The sequence below is a fragment of the Klebsiella aerogenes genome (assembly GCA_029027985.1).
GTDB classification, from domain to species: domain Bacteria; phylum Pseudomonadota; class Gammaproteobacteria; order Enterobacterales; family Enterobacteriaceae; genus Klebsiella; species Klebsiella aerogenes_A.
The window spans coordinates 4,107,573-4,126,021 of the sequence record CP119076.1 but is presented as its reverse complement, the minus strand read 5'-3'; the positions used below and the strand labels follow the sequence as shown (position 1 = coordinate 4,126,021).

At 56.6% G+C, this 18,449-nt stretch carries 15 protein-coding genes; 8 read left to right on the top strand and 7 right to left on the bottom strand.

Annotation, left to right across the window (positions count from 1 at the left end; genetic code table 11):
* The first annotated feature begins 10 nt into the window (after window positions 1–10).
* On the top strand, window positions 11–3,235 hold the full coding sequence (gene carB / locus PYR66_19520; GenBank protein ID WEF27447.1) for a carbamoyl-phosphate synthase large subunit: 3,225 nt from the start codon (window positions 11–13) through the stop codon (window positions 3,233–3,235).
* 144 nt (window positions 3,236–3,379) lie between these two features.
* Window positions 3,380–3,613: a YgdI/YgdR family lipoprotein gene (locus tag PYR66_19515; protein WEF27446.1), complete on the top strand. Its 234-nt coding sequence runs from the start codon at window positions 3,380–3,382 to the stop codon at window positions 3,611–3,613.
* 72 nt (window positions 3,614–3,685) lie between these two features.
* On the opposite strand, the gene idnO is transcribed toward PYR66_19515, so the two are convergent.
* Window positions 3,686–4,450 (bottom strand): gluconate 5-dehydrogenase, encoded by a 765-nt coding sequence (idnO, locus tag PYR66_19510; GenBank protein WEF27445.1) that lies wholly within the window; start codon window positions 4,448–4,450, stop codon window positions 3,686–3,688.
* Window positions 4,451–4,726: 276 nt separating this feature from the next.
* Between idnO and PYR66_19505 the strand changes: the two genes are divergently transcribed.
* From PYR66_19505 to folA, 6 genes are all read left to right on the top strand, one after another.
* The gene (locus PYR66_19505; protein WEF27444.1) at window positions 4,727–5,719 is read left to right on the top strand and encodes a LacI family DNA-binding transcriptional regulator; all 993 of its coding nucleotides are present in this window, start codon (window positions 4,727–4,729) and stop codon (window positions 5,717–5,719) included.
* 163 nt (window positions 5,720–5,882) lie between these two features.
* A complete protein-coding gene (locus PYR66_19500) occupies window positions 5,883–6,833 on the top strand; it encodes a 2-hydroxyacid dehydrogenase (protein WEF27443.1) in 951 nt (316 codons plus the stop codon).
* A gap of 65 nt (window positions 6,834–6,898) precedes the next feature.
* Window positions 6,899–8,203, top strand: coding sequence for an MFS transporter (locus PYR66_19495; protein ID WEF27442.1), 1,305 nt, complete (start codon window positions 6,899–6,901; stop codon window positions 8,201–8,203).
* 95 nt (window positions 8,204–8,298) lie between these two features.
* Complete coding sequence (gene kefF / locus PYR66_19490) at window positions 8,299–8,832, top strand: glutathione-regulated potassium-efflux system oxidoreductase KefF (protein WEF27441.1); 534 nt, start codon at window positions 8,299–8,301, stop codon at window positions 8,830–8,832.
* Window positions 8,825–10,690 carry a glutathione-regulated potassium-efflux system protein KefC gene (gene kefC, locus PYR66_19485; protein ID WEF27440.1) on the top strand — a complete coding sequence of 622 codons (1,866 nt, stop codon included), beginning with the start codon at window positions 8,825–8,827 and terminating at the stop codon, window positions 10,688–10,690. Before kefF ends, kefC begins: the two co-directional genes overlap by 8 nt.
* Window positions 10,691–10,887: 197 nt before the next feature.
* Entirely contained in the window at window positions 10,888–11,367 is a 480-nt protein-coding gene (gene folA, locus PYR66_19480) for a type 3 dihydrofolate reductase (protein ID WEF27439.1), read from the top strand.
* 178 nt (window positions 11,368–11,545) lie between these two features.
* Here the strand turns inward: folA and apaH are convergent, their stop codons facing one another.
* The 6 genes from apaH to lptD all read right to left on the bottom strand — a co-directional run bounded on the left by apaH (window position 11,546) and on the right by lptD (window position 18,433).
* Window positions 11,546–12,394 carry a bis(5'-nucleosyl)-tetraphosphatase (symmetrical) ApaH gene (gene apaH / locus PYR66_19475; protein WEF27438.1) on the bottom strand — a complete coding sequence of 283 codons (849 nt, stop codon included), beginning with the start codon at window positions 12,392–12,394 and terminating at the stop codon, window positions 11,546–11,548.
* Window positions 12,395–12,401: 7 nt separating this feature from the next.
* Entirely contained in the window at window positions 12,402–12,779 is a 378-nt protein-coding gene (gene apaG / locus PYR66_19470; GenBank protein ID WEF27437.1) for a Co2+/Mg2+ efflux protein ApaG, read from the bottom strand.
* Window positions 12,780–12,781: 2 nt separating this feature from the next.
* Window positions 12,782–13,603 carry a 16S rRNA (adenine(1518)-N(6)/adenine(1519)-N(6))-dimethyltransferase RsmA gene (gene rsmA, locus PYR66_19465; GenBank protein ID WEF27436.1) on the bottom strand — a complete coding sequence of 274 codons (822 nt, stop codon included), beginning with the start codon at window positions 13,601–13,603 and terminating at the stop codon, window positions 12,782–12,784.
* Window positions 13,600–14,580 (bottom strand): 4-hydroxythreonine-4-phosphate dehydrogenase PdxA, encoded by a 981-nt coding sequence (gene pdxA / locus PYR66_19460; GenBank protein ID WEF27435.1) that lies wholly within the window; start codon window positions 14,578–14,580, stop codon window positions 13,600–13,602. The genes rsmA and pdxA overlap by 4 nt, the downstream gene beginning before the upstream one ends.
* Before the next feature lie 112 nt (window positions 14,581–14,692).
* The gene (gene surA / locus PYR66_19455) at window positions 14,693–15,979 is read right to left on the bottom strand and encodes a peptidylprolyl isomerase SurA (GenBank protein WEF27434.1); all 1,287 of its coding nucleotides are present in this window, start codon (window positions 15,977–15,979) and stop codon (window positions 14,693–14,695) included.
* Window positions 15,980–16,033: 54 nt separating this feature from the next.
* On the bottom strand, window positions 16,034–18,433 hold the full coding sequence (lptD, locus tag PYR66_19450) for an LPS assembly protein LptD (GenBank protein WEF27433.1): 2,400 nt from the start codon (window positions 18,431–18,433) through the stop codon (window positions 16,034–16,036).
* Window positions 18,434–18,449: the final 16 nt, after the last annotated feature.

Here is an 18,449-nt window from a genome sequence, read left to right as displayed (position 1 = left end):
CGAGAAGACCATGCCAAAACGTACAGATATAAAAAGCATCCTGATCCTCGGCGCTGGCCCGATTGTTATCGGCCAGGCGTGCGAGTTTGACTACTCCGGCGCGCAGGCATGTAAAGCCCTGCGTGAAGAAGGCTACCGCGTCATTCTGGTGAACTCCAACCCCGCCACCATCATGACCGACCCGGAAATGGCCGATGCGACTTACATTGAGCCGATTCACTGGGAAGTAGTACGTAAAATCATCGAAAAAGAGCGCCCGGATGCGGTGCTGCCGACCATGGGCGGCCAGACCGCGCTGAACTGCGCGCTGGAACTGGAACGTCAGGGCGTGCTGGCAGAGTTCGGCGTGACCATGATTGGTGCTACCGCCGATGCGATTGATAAAGCCGAAGACCGTCGCCGTTTCGACGTAGCGATGAAGAAAATCGGCCTCGACACCGCGCGTTCCGGTATCGCGCACACCATGGAAGAAGCGCTGGCGGTTGCCGCTGACGTCGGCTTCCCATGCATCATCCGCCCAAGCTTCACCATGGGCGGCACCGGTGGCGGTATCGCTTACAACCGTGAAGAGTTCGAAGAAATCTGCGAACGTGGCCTGGATCTCTCGCCAACCAACGAGCTGCTGATTGATGAATCGCTGATCGGCTGGAAAGAGTACGAGATGGAAGTGGTGCGTGATAAAAACGACAACTGCATCATTGTCTGCTCGATTGAAAACTTCGATGCGATGGGCATCCACACCGGCGATTCCATTACCGTTGCTCCGGCGCAGACCCTGACCGACAAAGAATACCAAATCATGCGTAACGCCTCGATGGCGGTACTGCGTGAAATCGGCGTAGAAACCGGTGGTTCTAACGTGCAGTTCTCGGTGAACCCGAAAGACGGTCGCCTGATTGTTATCGAAATGAACCCGCGCGTATCCCGCTCCTCGGCGCTGGCCTCGAAAGCGACCGGCTTCCCGATTGCTAAAGTGGCTGCCAAGCTGGCAGTGGGTTACACCCTCGACGAGCTGATGAACGACATCACCGGCGGCCGTACTCCGGCGTCGTTCGAACCGTCCATCGACTACGTTGTGACTAAGATTCCACGCTTCAACTTTGAAAAATTCGCTGGCGCCAATGACCGCCTGACGACTCAGATGAAGTCCGTCGGCGAAGTGATGGCGATTGGCCGCACGCAGCAGGAATCGCTGCAGAAAGCGCTGCGCGGCCTGGAAGTGGGCGCGACCGGCTTCGACCCGAAAGTGAGCCTCGATGACCCGGAAGCGCTGACCAAAATCCGCCGCGAGCTGAAAGACGCCGGCGCTGAGCGTATCTGGTATATCGCTGATGCCTTCCGCGCGGGCCTCTCCGTCGATGGCGTGTTCAACCTGACCAATATCGACCGCTGGTTCCTGGTACAGATTGAAGAGCTGGTGCGTCTGGAAGAGAAAGTGGCGGAAGTGGGCATCAACGGCCTCGACGCGGACTTCCTGCGTCACCTGAAGCGTAAAGGTTTTGCCGATGCGCGTCTGGCGAAGCTGGCGGGCGTGCGCGAAGCGGAAATCCGCAAGCTGCGTGACCAGTACAACCTGCACCCGGTCTACAAGCGTGTGGATACCTGCGCGGCGGAATTCGCTACCGACACCGCCTACATGTACTCCACCTATGAAGACGAGTGTGAATCCAACCCGTCCGTCGACCGCGACAAAATCATGGTCCTCGGCGGCGGCCCGAACCGTATCGGCCAGGGTATCGAATTTGACTACTGCTGCGTACATGCCTCGCTGGCGCTGCGCGAAGACGGCTACGAGACCATTATGGTCAACTGTAACCCGGAAACCGTCTCTACCGACTATGACACTTCCGACCGCCTGTACTTCGAGCCGGTAACCCTGGAAGACGTGCTGGAAATCGTGCGCATCGAGAAACCAAAAGGCGTTATCGTGCAGTACGGCGGCCAGACTCCACTGAAACTGGCGCGCGAACTTGAAGCCGCAGGCGTACCGGTTATCGGCACCAGCCCGGATGCGATTGACCGCGCAGAAGACCGTGAGCGCTTCCAGCATGCGGTTGACCGTCTGAAGCTGAAACAGCCAGCCAACGCCACGGTGACCGCGATTGAACAAGCGGTTGAGAAGGCGAAAGAGATTGGCTACCCGCTGGTAGTGCGTCCATCCTACGTACTCGGCGGCCGCGCGATGGAAATCGTCTACGACGAAGCCGACCTGCGTCGCTACTTCCAGACCGCGGTGAGCGTTTCCAACGATGCGCCGGTGCTGCTGGACCGCTTCCTTGACGATGCGGTGGAAGTCGATGTCGATGCCATCTGCGATGGTGAAATGGTGCTGATTGGCGGCATCATGGAGCATATCGAGCAGGCAGGCGTACACTCCGGCGACTCCGCGTGTTCTCTGCCAGCCTACACCCTGAGCAAAGAGATTCAGGATGTGATGCGCGAGCAGGTGCAGAAGCTGGCCTTCGAACTGCAGGTTCGTGGCTTGATGAACGTACAGTTCGCGGTTAAAAACAACGAAGTGTACCTGATTGAAGTCAACCCGCGCGCAGCGCGTACCGTACCGTTCGTCTCGAAAGCTACCGGCGTGCCGCTGGCGAAAGTGGCGGCGCGCGTGATGGCCGGAAAAACCCTGGCGCAACAGGGCGTCACCAAAGAGATCATCCCGCCGTACTACTCGGTGAAAGAAGTGGTGCTGCCGTTCAACAAATTCCCGGGCGTGGACCCGCTGTTAGGGCCGGAAATGCGCTCTACCGGTGAAGTGATGGGCGTGGGCCGCACCTTCGCGGAAGCATTCGCTAAGGCACAGCTCGGCAGTAACTCCACCATAAAGAAACAGGGCCGTGCGCTGCTCTCCGTTCGCGAAGGCGATAAAGAGCGCGTTGTCGACCTGGCGGCGAAGCTGCTGAAGCAGGGCTTCGAGCTGGATGCGACCCACGGTACCGCGATTGTGCTGGGCGAAGCGGGTATCAACCCGCGTCTGGTGAACAAGGTGCATGAAGGCCGTCCGCACATTCAGGACCGTATCAAGAATGGCGAGTACACTTACATCATCAACACCACCGCAGGCCGTCAGGCGATTGAAGACTCCAAGCTGATTCGCCGCAGCGCGCTGCAGTACAAGGTGCATTACGACACCACCCTGAACGGCGGCTTCGCGACGGCGATGGCGCTGAATGCCGACGCCACCGAGAAGGTGACTTCGGTTCAGGAAATGCACGCGCAAATCACCAAATAAGCGCGCCGGGCCGACGATATCGTCGGCCCGTTTTTTTTTGTGTCGGTCATCTTCGGAGAGTTCTGCTTTTATCCACCTGTCGGGTCAGGCTAACTAGAGTTAGCATGATAACGATATCAATTGATGAAAAGACAGGAGGATACAATGCGGAACAACATTCTGGTGGCATCCGCGCTGGCGGCAACGGCGATATTATTTGTTGCTGGTTGCTCATCGAATCAGTCGATCAAAACGACGGACGGCAAAACGATTGTGACCAGCGGTAAGCCACAGGTCGATGACGATACTGGACTAGTGTCCTACAAAAACGCCGAAACCGGCCGCGTGGAGCAGATTAATCGCGACCAGGTGAAGTCAATGGACGAACTGGATAACTAAGTTTACGCGGCTCCGCAACAGGTTGCAGAGCCGTTGTCCGCGCCCTGTTATAAGCCAGGGCGCGGTCGATCCTCAGACAGCGACCAACATGCCGCCGTCAACAAACAGCAGATGGCCGTTGACGAAGTCGGATGCCTTCGATGAGAGAAATACCGCCGCGCCGACCAACTCCTGCGGATCGCCCCAGCGGGCTGCCGGTGTGCGTTTGCATAACCAGTCGGTGAAGGCGCGATCGTCGACTAATGCCTGCGTCATGGCGGTTTTGAAGTAACCCGGGGCGATACCGTTGACCTGAATATTGTGCCGCGCCAGCTCAACGCACATGCCGCGAGTCAGCATTTTTACCGCCCCTTTGGCTGCGGCATACGGAGTGATGGTGTCGCGGCCAAGTTCGCTTTGCATCGAACAGATGTTGATGATTTTTCCTTGTTCCCGTTTCACCATGCGCTTCGCAACAGCCTGAGAGACGAGGAACACCGCCGTTTGGTTAACGGCAATCACATCATTCCATTCCTGTACCGGAAATTCGGTAAAGGGATGGCGGCGTTGAATACCGGCGTTATTAAAGAGCACGTCGATGGCGCCGATTTCGTTTTCGATGCGGGTAATCGCGTTTTCTACCGAATCGGGGTCGGTGACGTTAAACACCGCAGCGTGCGCCGCAATGTCTTCATCGCGTAATTTCATCACCGCTTCATCGGCGCGCGGCGCGGAAATATCGTTGATAATAATTTCTGCGCCGTACTGCGCCAGCCCCTGCGCCATCACGAAACCAATTCCCTGTCCTGAGCCAGTAATTAAAATGCGTTTGCCTTGTAAGCTGAAAAGATCTTTCATCCTGATATCCTGATTAACCGCTGAAGATAAATGACGTTGCTGATTTCACGCATCGTGGAGTCGGAATCGCCTGACCTCTATCTCACGGATTTTTACCCGGTAAAACCGTGATGGCGATCACTCAAAACCGTGTTACGAAAAGGGGTTACGCTAAACGTGAAGCAGGATAGAAATTCCTCCAGTTCAAAGGGTTAACTCCGCCGCGGCGAGATTCTCTTTTTCCGCGCCGACAGGCATAATGGCTTGATGCTGTGGAAGTAATTGACGGGTCGAAAGATGAAAGCACAACGTATTACGCTCAATGATATTGCCGCGCTGTCCGGCGTAACCAAAATGACCGTCAGCCGTTATTTACGCACCCCGGATAAGGTTAAACCGGAGACGGCGGAGCGTATCGCCAGCGTCATTGCCGAGATTGGCTATCAGCCCGATCCGGATAACCCGGCGATGAGCAGCGTCAGCGTGCCGCGCATCGGCGTGCTGATCCCTTCCTTTCATAACCAGATTTTTGCCGATTTACTGGCCGGTATCGAAGCGGTCACCGCCGTTCACGGTTACCAGACATTGGTCGTTAATTATGACTATGACCGGCAACGGGAAGAGGAACAGATTGCCGCCGTGCTGGCCTTTAACGTTAAAGGGATACTGCTCACCGATTCCGTGCATACTTTGCGGGCGGAGAAGTACCTCAATGCGGCGAAGATCCCGGTGGCGGAAGTGATGGGGCTGGCGGATAACCCCGGGCGCATCAATGTCGGTTTCGATAACGTTAAAGCGGGATTCGATATGACGGCGATGCTGCTGGCGAGCGGTAAACGGCAGGTCATCTATTTTGGCTCCATGTCGGATGTTCGTGATGAACAGCGCTACGCTGGCTATTGCCAGGCGATGGAAAACGCCGGATTAACGGCCGGGCGTATTGCACCGAACAAGGTGTCGTCGGTTTCTATTGGCACCGGCATGATGACCCTTGCGCGGCAGATGTATGCCGACATGGACGCTATCCTCTGCACTAACGACGATCTGGCGGTCGGCGTGTTGCAGGAGTGTCTCGCCAGCGGCATCAGGGTGCCGCAGGAGATGGCGATTGCGGGTTTCCACGGTCTGGAAATGGGGCAAATCGTCTCCCCGCGCCTCGCCAGCGTGCTGACCCCGCGTTTTGAAATGGGGAAGGTCGCGACTGAAATCCTGATTAAGAAAATGAAAGGATTACCGACTATCGAGAAAGTCGATCTCCATTATCGTCTGTCGATGGGCGAAACCATCTAACCATCTCCTGATGCCCGCCAGACGCGGGTTTTGCCTTAGCGATCACGGACGGCGTAACAGCTATTTTTAACACGATCCAGCGTGATGTAGGTCGCAAAATCCCCCACAGAAAACCCGTTTGATAATGGCAACCGTCATTAAGCAAAGTTAAACAGGTGATCTGATGAAACACGTTCTAACCCGCGCCGTACTGTTGGTGGCTCCTGTCGTTGATTCGCTGCAGGCGCAGCTGGCCGCCGACTATCCGCTATTCCGCCTGTATGAGCAGGATGATCCGATCGCCTTTCTGCGTGAGCAGGGCGAAAATATCGCTGCCGTCGTGACCCGCGGCGATGTGGGCGTCGCCAACAGCATACTGGAGTTACTGCCGCACCTTGGGCTGATCGCGATTTTTGGCGTCGGAACCGATGCGGTCGATTTGCACTATACCCGTTCCCGTGATATCGCCGTCTCGATTACCTCCGGCGTGCTGACGAATGACGTCGCCGATCTGGCGATGGGACTACTGCTGACAGGCGCTCGTCAACTGTGTCAGGGCGATCGCTTTGTGCGTGAAGGCCGCTGGGCGAATGGCGGTATGCCGCTGGCGACCCAGGTTAGCGGTAAACGCATCGGTATTTTCGGCATGGGCAACATCGGTCAGGCGATCGCCCGCCGCGCCAGCGGTTTTGATATGCAGGTGCGTTATACCGACCGTAAGCCACAGGAAGCACTGGGTTATCAGTGGTGTGCCGATCTGCACACCCTGGCACGGGAAAGCGATTTTCTGGTGATCGCCGCTTCCGCAGGCGAGGCCAATCGGGGAATTATTGATGCCTCGGTATTCAACGCGATGCCAAAGCACGCCTGGCTTATCAATATTGCTCGCGGTTCGTTGGTCGATGAACCGGCGCTGATTGCGGCGTTACAAAACGGTGTTATCGCCGGCGCCGGGCTGGATGTTTTTGCCGAGGAGCCGTGGGTACCTGCCGAGCTTATCGCGCTGGATAATGTGGTTCTGCAACCTCATGTCGCCAGCGCCACGCACGAAACGCGGCAAAAAATGAGTGACGTCGTATTCGCTAATATCGCAGCCTATTTCTCCGATCGCCCATTGCCGAACGCTATCGACTAACGCCTGTTGCTGTACCCCACTCGATTTTCATTACAACGTTAACCTCTGTAGAGAGCGTGCGAAATATGAACGATAACATTCCCGGCACTCGCTGGCTGCGCATCATCGCGCCAGTTTTAATCGCCTGTATTATTTCGTTTATGGACCGGGTCAATATTAGCTTTGCGTTGCCCGGCGGTATGGAAGAGGATTTAGGCATCACCAGCCAAATGGCGGGGGTGGCGAGCGGGATCTTCTTTATTGGTTATTTATTTCTGCAAATTCCCGGCGGGCGGATTGCGGTTAACGGGAGCGGTAAAAGGTTTATCGCCTGGTCGTTGGTTGCCTGGGCCATTGTTTCGATAGCGACCGGTTTCGTCACCCATGAATATCAGCTGCTGGTTTTGCGCTTTATTCTCGGCGTTTCTGAAGGCGGTATGCTGCCGGTGGTGCTGACGATGGTAAGCAACTGGTTCCCGGAAAAAGAGCTGGGCCGGGCCAATGCCTTCGTGATGATGTTTGCGCCGCTGGGCGGCATGCTGACGGCGCCGGTCTCAGGCGCGATTATCGCTGCGCTCGACTGGCGTTGGCTGTTTATTATCGAAGGTCTGCTATCGCTGATCGTGCTGGCGGTATGGTGGCTGACGATCAGCGACCGTCCGGAACAGGCCCGCTGGCTGCCTACGCGTGAACGGGAGTATTTGGTCGCGACGCTGGCAGCAGAGCGGGCGGTGAAAATGGCGGAAGCGCCGGTCAGCAATGCGCCGGTGAAGGATGTCTTTCGCAACAGTGGCCTGATGAAGCTGGTGGTTCTCAACTTCTTCTACCAGACCGGCGACTACGGCTATACCCTGTGGTTGCCGACGATCCTCAAAGGGTTAACCAGCGGCGATATGGCCAGCGTTGGTTTTCTGGCGGTGCTGCCATTCGTCGCTACCCTGGCGGGAATCTACGTCATTTCTCTGTTCAGCGATCGCAGCGGCAAACGCCGACTGTGGGTGCGTTTCTCGCTCTACAGCTTCGCGGCGGCGCTGGTGGCGTCCGTCGTGCTGAGGGAGCAGGTTGTCGCGGCCTACGTGGCGCTGGTGGTATGCGGTTTTTTCCTCAAATCGGCCACCAGCCCTTTCTGGTCGATGCCGGGGCGTATCGCCTCGCCGGAAGTGGCCGGTAGCGCCCGTGGAGTGATCAATGGTCTGGGGAATCTTGGCGGCTTTTGCGGTCCGTATTTGGTCGGGGTGATGATCTATTTGTATGGTCAGAATGTGGCGGTCTGCGCGCTGGCGGGGTCGTTAATCATTGCCGGGACTCTGACTTACCTGTTGCCGAAGCGGTGTGATCTCGATGCTGATGTATCTGCCAACGCGGTCAATAAACAGCCGCGAAATGCGTAAATAGGTGAGATATAAATCACATTTATCATTGTAAGCGCTTTGATTAACTGTCTACACTCTTGCTGATTACAACAAGAGCTAACGCAGGCTAATCAATGATTCTGATAATTTATTCGCATCCCTATCCGCATCACTCGCATGCGAATAAGCGGATGCTTGAACAAGCAGGGACGCTTGATGGCGTAGAGATACGCTCCCTCTATGAGCTTTACCCCGACTTCAATATCGATATCGCTGCTGAACAGGCGGCGCTGGCGCGCGCCGATCTGGTTATCTGGCAGCACCCTATGCAGTGGTACAGCGTTCCGCCGTTGTTCAAATTGTGGATGGATAAAGTGCTAGCCCACGGCTGGGCGTACGGCCATCACGGCATTGCGCTGCGAGGTAAATCGCTGATGTGGGCGGTGACTACCGGCGGCGGTGAAAGCCATTTCGATATCGGTTCATTCCCCGGCTTTGACGTGCTGGCGCAGCCGCTGCAGGCAACCGCGTTGTACTGTGGGATGACGTGGTTGCCGCCGTTTGCGATGCACTGCACCTTTGTCTGCGACGATGAAACGCTGCAGGCGCAGGCTCGTCATTATCGTCAACGTTTAATCGAATGGCAGGAGGCGCACAATAATGGATAGCCATACGCTAATACAGGCGCTGATTTATCTTGGATCCGCTGCGCTTATCGTCCCGATTGCCGTGCGCCTGGGGTTGGGGTCGGTGTTGGGATACCTGATCGCCGGCTGCATTATTGGCCCGTGGGGGCTACGTCTGGTGACCGACGCCGAGTCGATTTTGCACTTTGCGGAGATCGGCGTGGTGCTGATGCTATTTGTGATCGGCCTTGAGCTGGATCCGCAGCGTTTGTGGAAACTGCGCGCATCGGTCTTCGGCGGCGGTGCGCTGCAGATGGTGGTGTGCGGCGCATTTATCGGCCTGTTCTGCATGTTGCTTGGTCTGCGCTGGCAGGTTGCGGAGCTGATTGGCATGACGCTGGCGCTGTCGTCGACGGCAATTGCGATGCAGGCAATGAATGAGCGCAACCTGACGGTGACGCAGTTGGGACGTAGCGCCTTTGCGGTGTTGTTGTTCCAGGATATCGCGGCGATCCCATTAGTGGCGATGATCCCGCTGCTGGCGGCCAGCGGCGGGTCGACCACGCTTGCCGCGTTTGCGCTGTCGGCGCTGAAAGTGGCTGGCGCGCTGGCGTTGGTGGTGCTGTTAGGGCGTTACCTGACCCGGCCGATGCTGCGCTTCGTCGCCCGTTCCGGCCTGCGCGAAGTATTCAGCGCCGTGGCCCTGTTCCTGGTTTTCGGCTTCGGATTGCTGCTGGAAGAAGTGGGGCTGTCGATGGCGATGGGCGCGTTCCTGGCCGGGGTACTGCTGGCGAGCTCGGAATATCGCCATGCGCTGGAGAGTGATATCGAGCCATTTAAAGGGCTGCTGCTGGGGCTGTTCTTTATTGGCGTCGGCATGTCTATCGACTTCGGTACGCTGATGACCCATCCGCTGCGCATCCTGATTCTGTTGGTTGGTTTCCTGGTGATTAAAGCGGTGATGTTATGGTTGATTGCCAAACCGTTGGGCGTACCGCGCGCGCAGCGCCGCTGGTTTGCCGTGCTGCTGGGGCAGGGGAGTGAGTTCGCTTTCGTGGTCTTCGGCGCGGCGCAGATGGCCGATGTGCTGGATAGCGAGTGGGCGAAGGCGCTGACCCTGGCGGTGGCGCTGTCGATGGCGGCAACGCCGATCCTGCTGGTGCTGCTGACCCGGATGGATAAATCTGCCAGCGGGCAGGAACGGGAAGCGGACGAGATTGACGAGGAGCAGCCGCGGGTGATTGTCGCGGGTTTCGGTCGCTATGGGCAGATCGCTGGCCGTATGTTGCTCTCCAGCGGCGTGAAGATGGTGATCCTCGACCACGATCCGGATCACGTCGATACGCTACGCAAGTTTGATATGAAAGTGTTTTACGGCGATGCCACGCGGGTGGATTTGCTGGAGTCGGCGGGGGCGGAAAAGGCGGAAGTGCTGATTAACGCCATCGACGATCCTCAGGCGAGTTTGCAACTGGTGGAACTGGCAAAAGAGCACTTTCCGCATCTGCAGATCATTTCGCGCGCCCGCGATGTCGATCACTATATCCAACTGCGCCAGGCTGGGGTGGAGGCGCCGGAACGTGAGACCTTCGAGTCGGCGTTGAAAAGCGGCCGTATGACGCTGGAAGCCTTAGGGCTGGGCGCTTATGAAGCCCGCGAGCGCGCCGATCTGTTTCGTCGCTTCAACCTACAGATGGTGGAAGAGATGGTGGCGCTGGCGGAAAATGATGCCGCGTCCCGCGTGGCGGTGTACAAACGTACCAGCGATATGCTGACCGGAATCATCAACGAAGACCGCAATCATCTGTTGTTGGTACAGCGTCATGGTTGGCAGGGCACCGAAGAGGGGCGGCATACCGGAGACATGCGCGATGAGCCGGAAAATAAGCCATCCGCCTGACCCGGTGAATAAATGTTACGTTAACTTTACAGCTAACATTTTGTTTTCAATTTAGTTCCTGAACTGGCGGCTCACAAGGCTTACGTGGGCTCGCCAGCAAATCGAAAAATTTTCTTATTCTTTACTCTTCGTTCAGTCGACGAAGTATTACGCTTTCCGTATAGTGGCGGCAATTTTTTGCACTCGGGAAATTTTCAATGATTAGTCTGATTGCGGCGTTAGCTGTAGATCGCGTTATTGGCATGGAAAACGCCATGCCATGGGACTTGCCTGCCGATCTCGCCTGGTTTAAACGTAACACCTTAAACAAGCCTGTCGTGATGGGGCGTCTGACCTGGGAATCCATTGGTCGCCCGTTGCCAGGACGTAAAAATATCGTGATCAGCAGCAAGCCGGGCAGCGACGATCGCGTGCAGTGGGTGAAGTCTGTTGAGGAAGCGGTTGCCGCCTGCGGCGACGTGGAAGAAATTATGGTTATCGGCGGCGGCCGCGTTTACGAGCAGTTCCTGCCGAAAGCGCATAAGCTGTATTTGACCCATATCGACGCGGAAGTGGAAGGCGATACCCATTTCCCGGATTACGATCCGGACGAGTGGGAATCCGTGTTCAGCGAGTTTCACGATGCTGACGCGCAGAACTCGCATAGCTACTGCTTCGAGATCCTCGAACGCCGTTAAACAGGTATCGTGCGGATTAAAAAACCCCGGTCGCGTGATGCGCGGCCGGGGTTTTGTTTTATCGGGAATCACCTGCGAGTTTGTAGCCCGGATCAGGCGCAGAGCGCCGCCATCCGGGAATATCCCGGCTCGCGCTACGCTTAGCCGGGCTACCGAATACTGCGCATCCCGGATGAACTCAGGAGGCGACCGCTTCGCCCTCGTCGAGGCTTTTCTGCCGGTTCGAGCGTTGGGTAAAATATGTTTTATCTTCCCAGCGCAGACAGGTGAGATCGCCGCCCCAGCAGCAACCGGTATCCAGCCCGTAAATCCCTTCCGGCGTGCCGCGACCTTCCAGCGACGCCCAGTGACCAAATACGATGCTGTACTCGCGTGAGACCGGACCGGGAATGGCGAACCAGGGTTTAAGCGGCGCAGGCGCGTCTTCCGGCGCCTCTTTACTGTACATATCCAACTGGCCGTTCGGGAAGCAGTAGCGCATGCGGGTGAAGGCGTTGGTGATAAAGCGCAGGCGCGCCAGACCGCTGAGCTCAGTGCTCCAGTGGTTCGGCATATCGCCGTACATCGCGTCGAGGAAGAACGGATAGGAGTCGCTGGCCAGCACGGCTTCAACATCGCGCGCGCACTGTTTGGCGGTGTCTAAATCCCACTGCGGCGTGATGCCGGCATGAGCCATCACCAGTTTTTTCTCTTCGTCGATCTGCATCAGCGGCTGGCGACGCAGCCAGTTGAGGAGCTCATCGGCGTCCGGCGCTTCCAGCAGTGGCGTCAGACGATCTTTCGGCTTGTTGCGGCTGATCCCCGCAAACACCGCCAGCAGGTGCAGGTCATGATTGCCCAGCACGATGCGTACGCTATCGCCAAGCATTTTAACGAAGCGCAGCACTTCCAGAGAACCCGGGCCGCGTGCGACCAGATCGCCGGTGAGCCACAGCGTATCCGTATCAGGATTAAACTCCACCTGCTCCAATAATGCGATCAGTTCATCGTAGCAACCGTGGACGTCGCCAATAAGGTATGTAGCCATTGTGTTTTTAATGTATGAGCGTTGGGACTGCGAGACGGAAGACAGGGATCTCGATATGGAACGGCACGCCGTTAATATCGATCATCTCATAATGACCCTGCATGGTGCCCAGCGGCGTTTCGATAACTGCGCCGCTGGTGTATTGATACTCTTCGCCGGCAGGGATGTGCGGCTGTTCGCCGACCACCCCTTCACCCTGGACTTCCGTCTCGCGACCGTGACCATTGGTGATTAGCCAGTAGCGGCCGAGAAGCTGAACCTGACTCCGCCCCAGGTTGCGAATGGTAACGGTGTAAGCGAAGACGTAGCGCTCCTCTTCCGGGGAAGATTGCGATTCGATATAGACGCTTTGCACCTGAACGCAAACACGAGGCGAATTAATCATGGTTAGCTCTCCTTCGAAGGCAGATGGTTGGATAACCAGTTGGCCATCTTACAGTACTGCTCGACAGAAATATTTTCCGCACGCACGGCCGGGTCGATGCCCAGCTCCGTCAGCACTTCAACGCTAAACAGGTTGCCGAGACTATTGCGAATAGTTTTGCGGCGCTGGTTGAAGGCTTCAGTGGTGATGCGGCTCAGTACGCGGATATCCTTCACCGGATACGGCATGGTGCTGTGTGGCACCAGGCGAACGACGGCGGAATCCACTTTTGGCGGCGGCGTAAAGGCGGTCGGCGGTACTTCAAGTACCGGGATCACCTGGCAGTAGTACTGCGCCATGACGCTTAGTCGACCATACGCCTTACTGTTCGGCCCGGCAACCAGACGATTAACCACTTCCTTCTGCAGCATAAAGTGCATATCGGCAATGGCATCAGTATAGCTGAACAGGTGGAACATCAGCGGCGTAGAGATGTTGTACGGCAGGTTGCCGAAAACGCGCAGCGGCTGGCCCATTTTCTCCGACAGTTCGCCGAAGTTCATGGTCATCGCATCTTGCTGATAAATCGTCAGTTTCGGCCCGAGGAACGGATGTGTTTGCAGACGGGCCGCCAGATCGCGGTCCAGCTCGATAACGGTCAACTGGTCGAGGCGTTCGCCGACCGGCTCGGTCAACGCGGCGAGACCTGGGCCGATTTCGACCATCGCCTGACCTTTTTGTGGATTGATGGCCGAGACAATGCTGTCGATCACGAACTGATCGTTGAGAAAGTTTTGCCCGAAGCGTTTACGGGCTAAATGGCCCTGATGGACTCGATTATTCATTGGGTATTAACAATCATTTTGATGGCGAGATTAAGCGCCGTGATAAAACTGCCGACGTCCGCCTTCCCCTGACCGGCTAATTCCAGCGCGGTACCGTGGTCGACGGAGGTACGAATAAAAGGTAAACCGAGCGTAATATTCACGCCACGGCCAAAGCCCTGGTATTTTAGCACGGGCAGGCCCTGATCGTGGTACATCGCGAGCACTGCATCGGCATTATCGAGATATTTTGGCTGAAAAAGAGTATCCGCAGGCAGCGGGCCGCTGAGATTCATGCCCTTCGCGCGCATTTCTTCCAGCACCGGAATAATGGTATCTATCTCTTCCGTTCCCATGTGGCCGCCTTCGCCAGCGTGGGGGTTCAGGCCACACACCAGCACATGAGGCTGGGCGATACCGAATTTATGCCGCAGATCGTCATCCAGGATGGTGATCACTTCGCGCAGCAGCTCTGGCGTTATTGCTTCGCTTATCGCTTTCAGCGGTAGATGGGTCGTCGCCAGCGCCACCCTCAGCTCTTCGGTAGCCAGCATCATCACCACTTTGCTGGCATGCGCGCGCGCTTCAAAGAACTCGGTATGGCCGGTGAAGGCGATGCCCGCATCGTTGATATTGCCTTTATGCACCGGCCCGGTAATCAGCGCCGCGAATTCGCCATTCAGGCAGCCGTCGCAGGCACGCGCCAGGGTCTCTACCACGTAGGCGCCGTTGTCCACATTCAGTATGCCGGGTTGTACGGGCGCGTGGAGGGCGACGGGAAGGAGAGTCAGAGTGCCTGCCCGCTGTGGCTGCGGTGGGCATGACGGATCGTAGGGAAGGAGCGATAAAGGAAGACCGAGCTGGCGGGCTCGGTCCGTTAACAGGGCGCCATCGGCGCAAATCACCAGCTCAACCGGCCAGTCGCGCTGCGCAAGCTCGGCGACAAGGTCAGGACCAATCCCCGCGGGTTCGCCGGGAGTGATAACAACACGTTGCATAGAAACGTTCCTTCGGGCTATTTGTTGCCCGGCTGCGCAGTCAGCCCCAGCGACTGCTGGGGCGACCGGTCTGCCGCCTCAATACGCCATCATAGCGCCGAGGGGCAGAACTTTAGTTGCTCAGAATTTTCACGTAGGCGCTGGCGCGCTGTTCCTGCATCCAGGTGGCCGCTTCTTCAGAGAATTTGCGGTTCATCAGCATGCGGTAGGCACGGTCTTTCTGCGCCGCGTCGGTTCTGTCGACGTTGCGGGTATCCATCAGTTGAATCAGGTGCCAGCCGAAGGAGGAGTGTACCGGCGCACTGGTCTGGCCCTTGTTCAGGCGCATCAGCGCATCGCGGAATGCCGGATCGAAGATATCAGGCGTTGCCCAGCCTAAGTCGCCGCCCTGGTTGGCGGAACCGGGATCCTGAGAAAACTCTTTCGCTGCTTTATCGAAAGTGGTCTTGCCGCTCTTAATGTCAGCCGCAATCTGCTCCAGCTTCGCCTGCGCCTGCGCGTCGTTCATGATCGGCGACGGCTTCAGCAGAATGTGACGGGCATGGACTTCAGTCACGGAGATGTTCTGGCTGCCGCCGCGCATATCGTTAACTTTCAGGATATGGAAGCCGACGCCGGAACGAATCGGGCCGACAATGTCGCCTTTCTTCGCGGTGCTTAACGCCTGAGCGAAGATGCCTGGCAGCTCCTGAATACGGCCCCAGCCCATCTGGCCGCCTTTCAGCGCCTGTTGGTCAGCGGAGTAGGTGATAGCCAGTTTGCCGAAGTTAGCGCCGCTACGGGCCTGTTCGACGATGGACTTCGCCTGCTCTTCTGCCGCCGCCACCTGATCGGAGGACGGGTTTTCCGGCAGCGCAATCAGGATGTGGCTCAGGTTCAGCTCGGTGCTGGCATCATTCTGATTGCCAATCTGTTTGGCCAGCGCTTCAACTTCCTGCGGCAGCACGGTAACGCGGCGGCGCACTTCGTTGTTACGCACTTCAGAAATCAGCATCTCTTTGCGGATCTGGTTACGGTAGGTGTTGTAGTTAATACCTTCGTAAGCCAGACGGCTGCGCATCTGATCCATGCTCATGTTGTTCTGCTTAGCGATGTTGGCAATCGCCTGGTCGAGCTGATCGTCGCTGACTTTCACGCCCATTTTCTGACCCATCTGCAAAACGATCTGGTCCATGATCAATCTTTCGAGGATCTGATGACGCAGGGTGGCGTCATCCGGCAGCTGCTGTCCCGCCTGACCGGCGTTGAGCTTCACCGACTGCATCAGACCATCGACGTCGCTTTCCAGAACAACGCCATTATTGACGACAGCCGCTACTTTATCGACCACCTGCGGGGCGGCGAAACTGGTATTCGCGATCATGGCGATACCGAGAAGCAGCGTTTTCCAGTTCTTCATACTTTTTCCATTTCAATTAACCGCCAATGCGGGTTACGTTTTAAACCAGACGCCTTACAGGGAGCTCTGGTACGGCAAAATGTTCGAACGCAGCATCTGCTGGGTGCCGAGACCGTAGTTGGAGCTCAGACCACGCAGTTCGATGTTGATACCGAAGGTGTTGTCGTATTTGCTCTCGCCGCCGTTGTTGGTATCCCAGCCGTTGATCTTACGTTCGTAGCCAAGGCGGATAGCGTAGCAGCAAGAGTTGTACTGCACCCCTAACATCTGGTTAGCCGCTTTTTTGGTATTGGTATCGAAGTAGTACGCGCCGACCACCGACCAACGATCGACAATCGGCCAGCTTGCGGTCATACCCACCTGAGAAATACCCTCTTTATACTGCTGAGAGGTGGAATACGAAGGCAGCGTCGCCTGAATGTATTCCGGACTCGCATAACGGTAATTCAGTTGTACTAAGCGGTTTTCGTCGCGGCGGTATTCAATGGTTCCGCTGCCGGTCGCGACGTTATCCAGACGTGTATCGTACTGAATTCCCCCGCGTAAACCCCAGTCATCGGAGATGCGCCAGTAAGTATCGCCGGCCCATACCAGTGAACCCGTTGTGTCGTTATTCTCCCAGTTGATGTTGTCCGCACCGGTACGAGACTCGGTGAAATAGTAGATTTGACCAACGGAAATATTAAAACGTTCAACCGCCGCATCATCATAAACGCGAGATGTGAGGCCGGTAGTCACCTGGTTTGCCGATGCGATACGGTCAAGGCCGCTGTACGAGCGGTCGCGGAACAGGCCGCTATAGTCAGACTGCAGCAGAGTCGAGTCGTAAACGCCGATGCTGCTCTGGTCGCGATACGGGATGTACAGGTACTGCATGCGCGGTTCCAGGGTCTGGGTATACCCTTCCTGCATATTGCGCTCGAAGACCATTTTGCCGTCGATTTTGAATTGCGGCATCACGCGGTTAACAGAGTCTCTTAACGCATTCGCTGAGTTAAGGGCGTACTGATTATCGCTGGTCGGATTATTGTTATATTGACGCTGCGCGTAAGCGCGGTATTCATCGACATTGCTCTGCTGGTAGTGCGTCGCCAGCAGCTTAGCCTCGGTGTTGATGCTTCCCCAGCCGTTAGATAACGGCAGGTTGATCGTCGGCTCAACGTGCAGACGCGTCGCTTCCGGCATATCGCCGTTGGTGTTAATGAAATGCACGGCCTGAGCATAGAGATGCGTATCGAACGGGCCGACGTCATTCTGGTAGAAGTTAACGTCCAGCTGCGGTTGGGCCGCATAGGAGTTGCTTGAGCTACGATCGAAGACCTGGAACTGTTTGGTCGACACGGTCGCATCGAAGTTCTGCACCACGTAGCCGGCGCTGAATTTCTGCGTCGCATAACCGTCGGTACTGGAACCGTATTTGGAGCTGAAGTCGTTAAAGTAGTCCGGGTCGCTGACTTTGGTGTAGTCAGCGTTCAGGCGCCAGACCTGATCGATCACGCCAAAGTGATTCCAGTAGAACAGCCAGCGGCGGCTGTTGCTGTCGTTGGAGTGGTCGTCTTCGTAGACTTTATCGGACGGCAGGTAGTCGAATTCGAACACACCGGTACCGGCCTTCGTCAGGTAACGGAATTCGTTTTCCCACATCACGCCGCCACGCTTATTCATATAGTGCGGGGTGATGGTGGCATCGAAGTTCGGCGCGATGTTCCAGTAATAAGGCAGCGAGAACTCTACGCCGTTTTTGGTGCTGTATTTGGCGTTAGGGATCAGGAAGCCGGAACGGCGCTTATCGCCAACCGGCAGCTGCAGATACGGGCTGTAGAAAATTGGTACCGAACCGAGCTTAAAGCGCGCGTTCCAGATTTCGGCAACCTGCTCTTCGCGGTCGTGGATCACTTCGCTGCCGACGACGCTCCAGGTGTCAGAACCCGGCAGGCAGGAGGTAAAGCTGCCGTTTTCCAGAATGGTATAGCGGTTTTCGCCGCGCTGTTTCATCAAGTCGGCGGTGCCGCGCCCCTGGCGACCCACCATCTGGTAGTCACCCTGCCAGACGTTGGTATCCTTGGTATTCAGGTTCGACCAGCCTTTCGGCCCCTTCAGGATGACCTGGTTGTCGTCGTAATGCACATTGCCTAGTGCGTCAACGGTGCGCACCGGCTGCGGTTGCCCCGTCGGTTGCTGCTGATGTAGCTGAACCTCGTCAGCCTGCAGGCGGCTGTTCCCCTGATTAATATCAACATTGCCGGTAAATACGGCGTTATCAGGATAGTTGCCTTTCGCATGATCGGCGTTAATCGTCACCGGCTGATCGTTGGACTTCCCTTCAACGAGGGGACGATTATAGCTTGGTACGCCAAGCATACATTGCGTGGCGAGATCGGCGGCCATGCCCTGTTGGCTATACAAGGCGCTGGCGATCATGGTGGCCAGGAGGCTGGGAATACGTTTTTTCATACGTTTTATTTGTTGT

Bases quoted from the DNA above. Each gene is read 5' to 3' on its own strand.
- apaG (WEF27437.1), bottom strand. From the start codon at position 12,779: ATGATTAATTCGCCTCGTGTTTGCGTTCAGGTGCAAAGCGTCTATATC.
- folA (WEF27439.1), top strand. From the start codon at position 10,888: ATGATTAGTCTGATTGCGGCGTTAGCTGTAGATCGCGTTATTGGCATG.
- PYR66_19500 (WEF27443.1), top strand. From the start codon at position 5,883: ATGAAACACGTTCTAACCCGCGCCGTACTGTTGGTGGCTCCTGTCGTT.
- idnO (WEF27445.1), bottom strand. From the start codon at position 4,450: ATGAAAGATCTTTTCAGCTTACAAGGCAAACGCATTTTAATTACTGGC.
- apaH (WEF27438.1), bottom strand. From the start codon at position 12,394: ATGGCTACATACCTTATTGGCGACGTCCACGGTTGCTACGATGAACTG.
- pdxA (WEF27435.1), bottom strand. From the start codon at position 14,580: ATGCAACGTGTTGTTATCACTCCCGGCGAACCCGCGGGGATTGGTCCT.
- PYR66_19505 (WEF27444.1), top strand. From the start codon at position 4,727: ATGAAAGCACAACGTATTACGCTCAATGATATTGCCGCGCTGTCCGGC.
- surA (WEF27434.1), bottom strand. From the start codon at position 15,979: ATGAAGAACTGGAAAACGCTGCTTCTCGGTATCGCCATGATCGCGAAT.
- kefC (WEF27440.1), top strand. From the start codon at position 8,825: ATGGATAGCCATACGCTAATACAGGCGCTGATTTATCTTGGATCCGCT.
- carB (WEF27447.1), top strand. From the start codon at position 11: ATGCCAAAACGTACAGATATAAAAAGCATCCTGATCCTCGGCGCTGGC.
- kefF (WEF27441.1), top strand. From the start codon at position 8,299: ATGATTCTGATAATTTATTCGCATCCCTATCCGCATCACTCGCATGCG.
- PYR66_19495 (WEF27442.1), top strand. From the start codon at position 6,899: ATGAACGATAACATTCCCGGCACTCGCTGGCTGCGCATCATCGCGCCA.
- PYR66_19515 (WEF27446.1), top strand. From the start codon at position 3,380: ATGCGGAACAACATTCTGGTGGCATCCGCGCTGGCGGCAACGGCGATA.
- rsmA (WEF27436.1), bottom strand. From the start codon at position 13,603: ATGAATAATCGAGTCCATCAGGGCCATTTAGCCCGTAAACGCTTCGGG.
- lptD (WEF27433.1), bottom strand. From the start codon at position 18,433: ATGAAAAAACGTATTCCCAGCCTCCTGGCCACCATGATCGCCAGCGCC.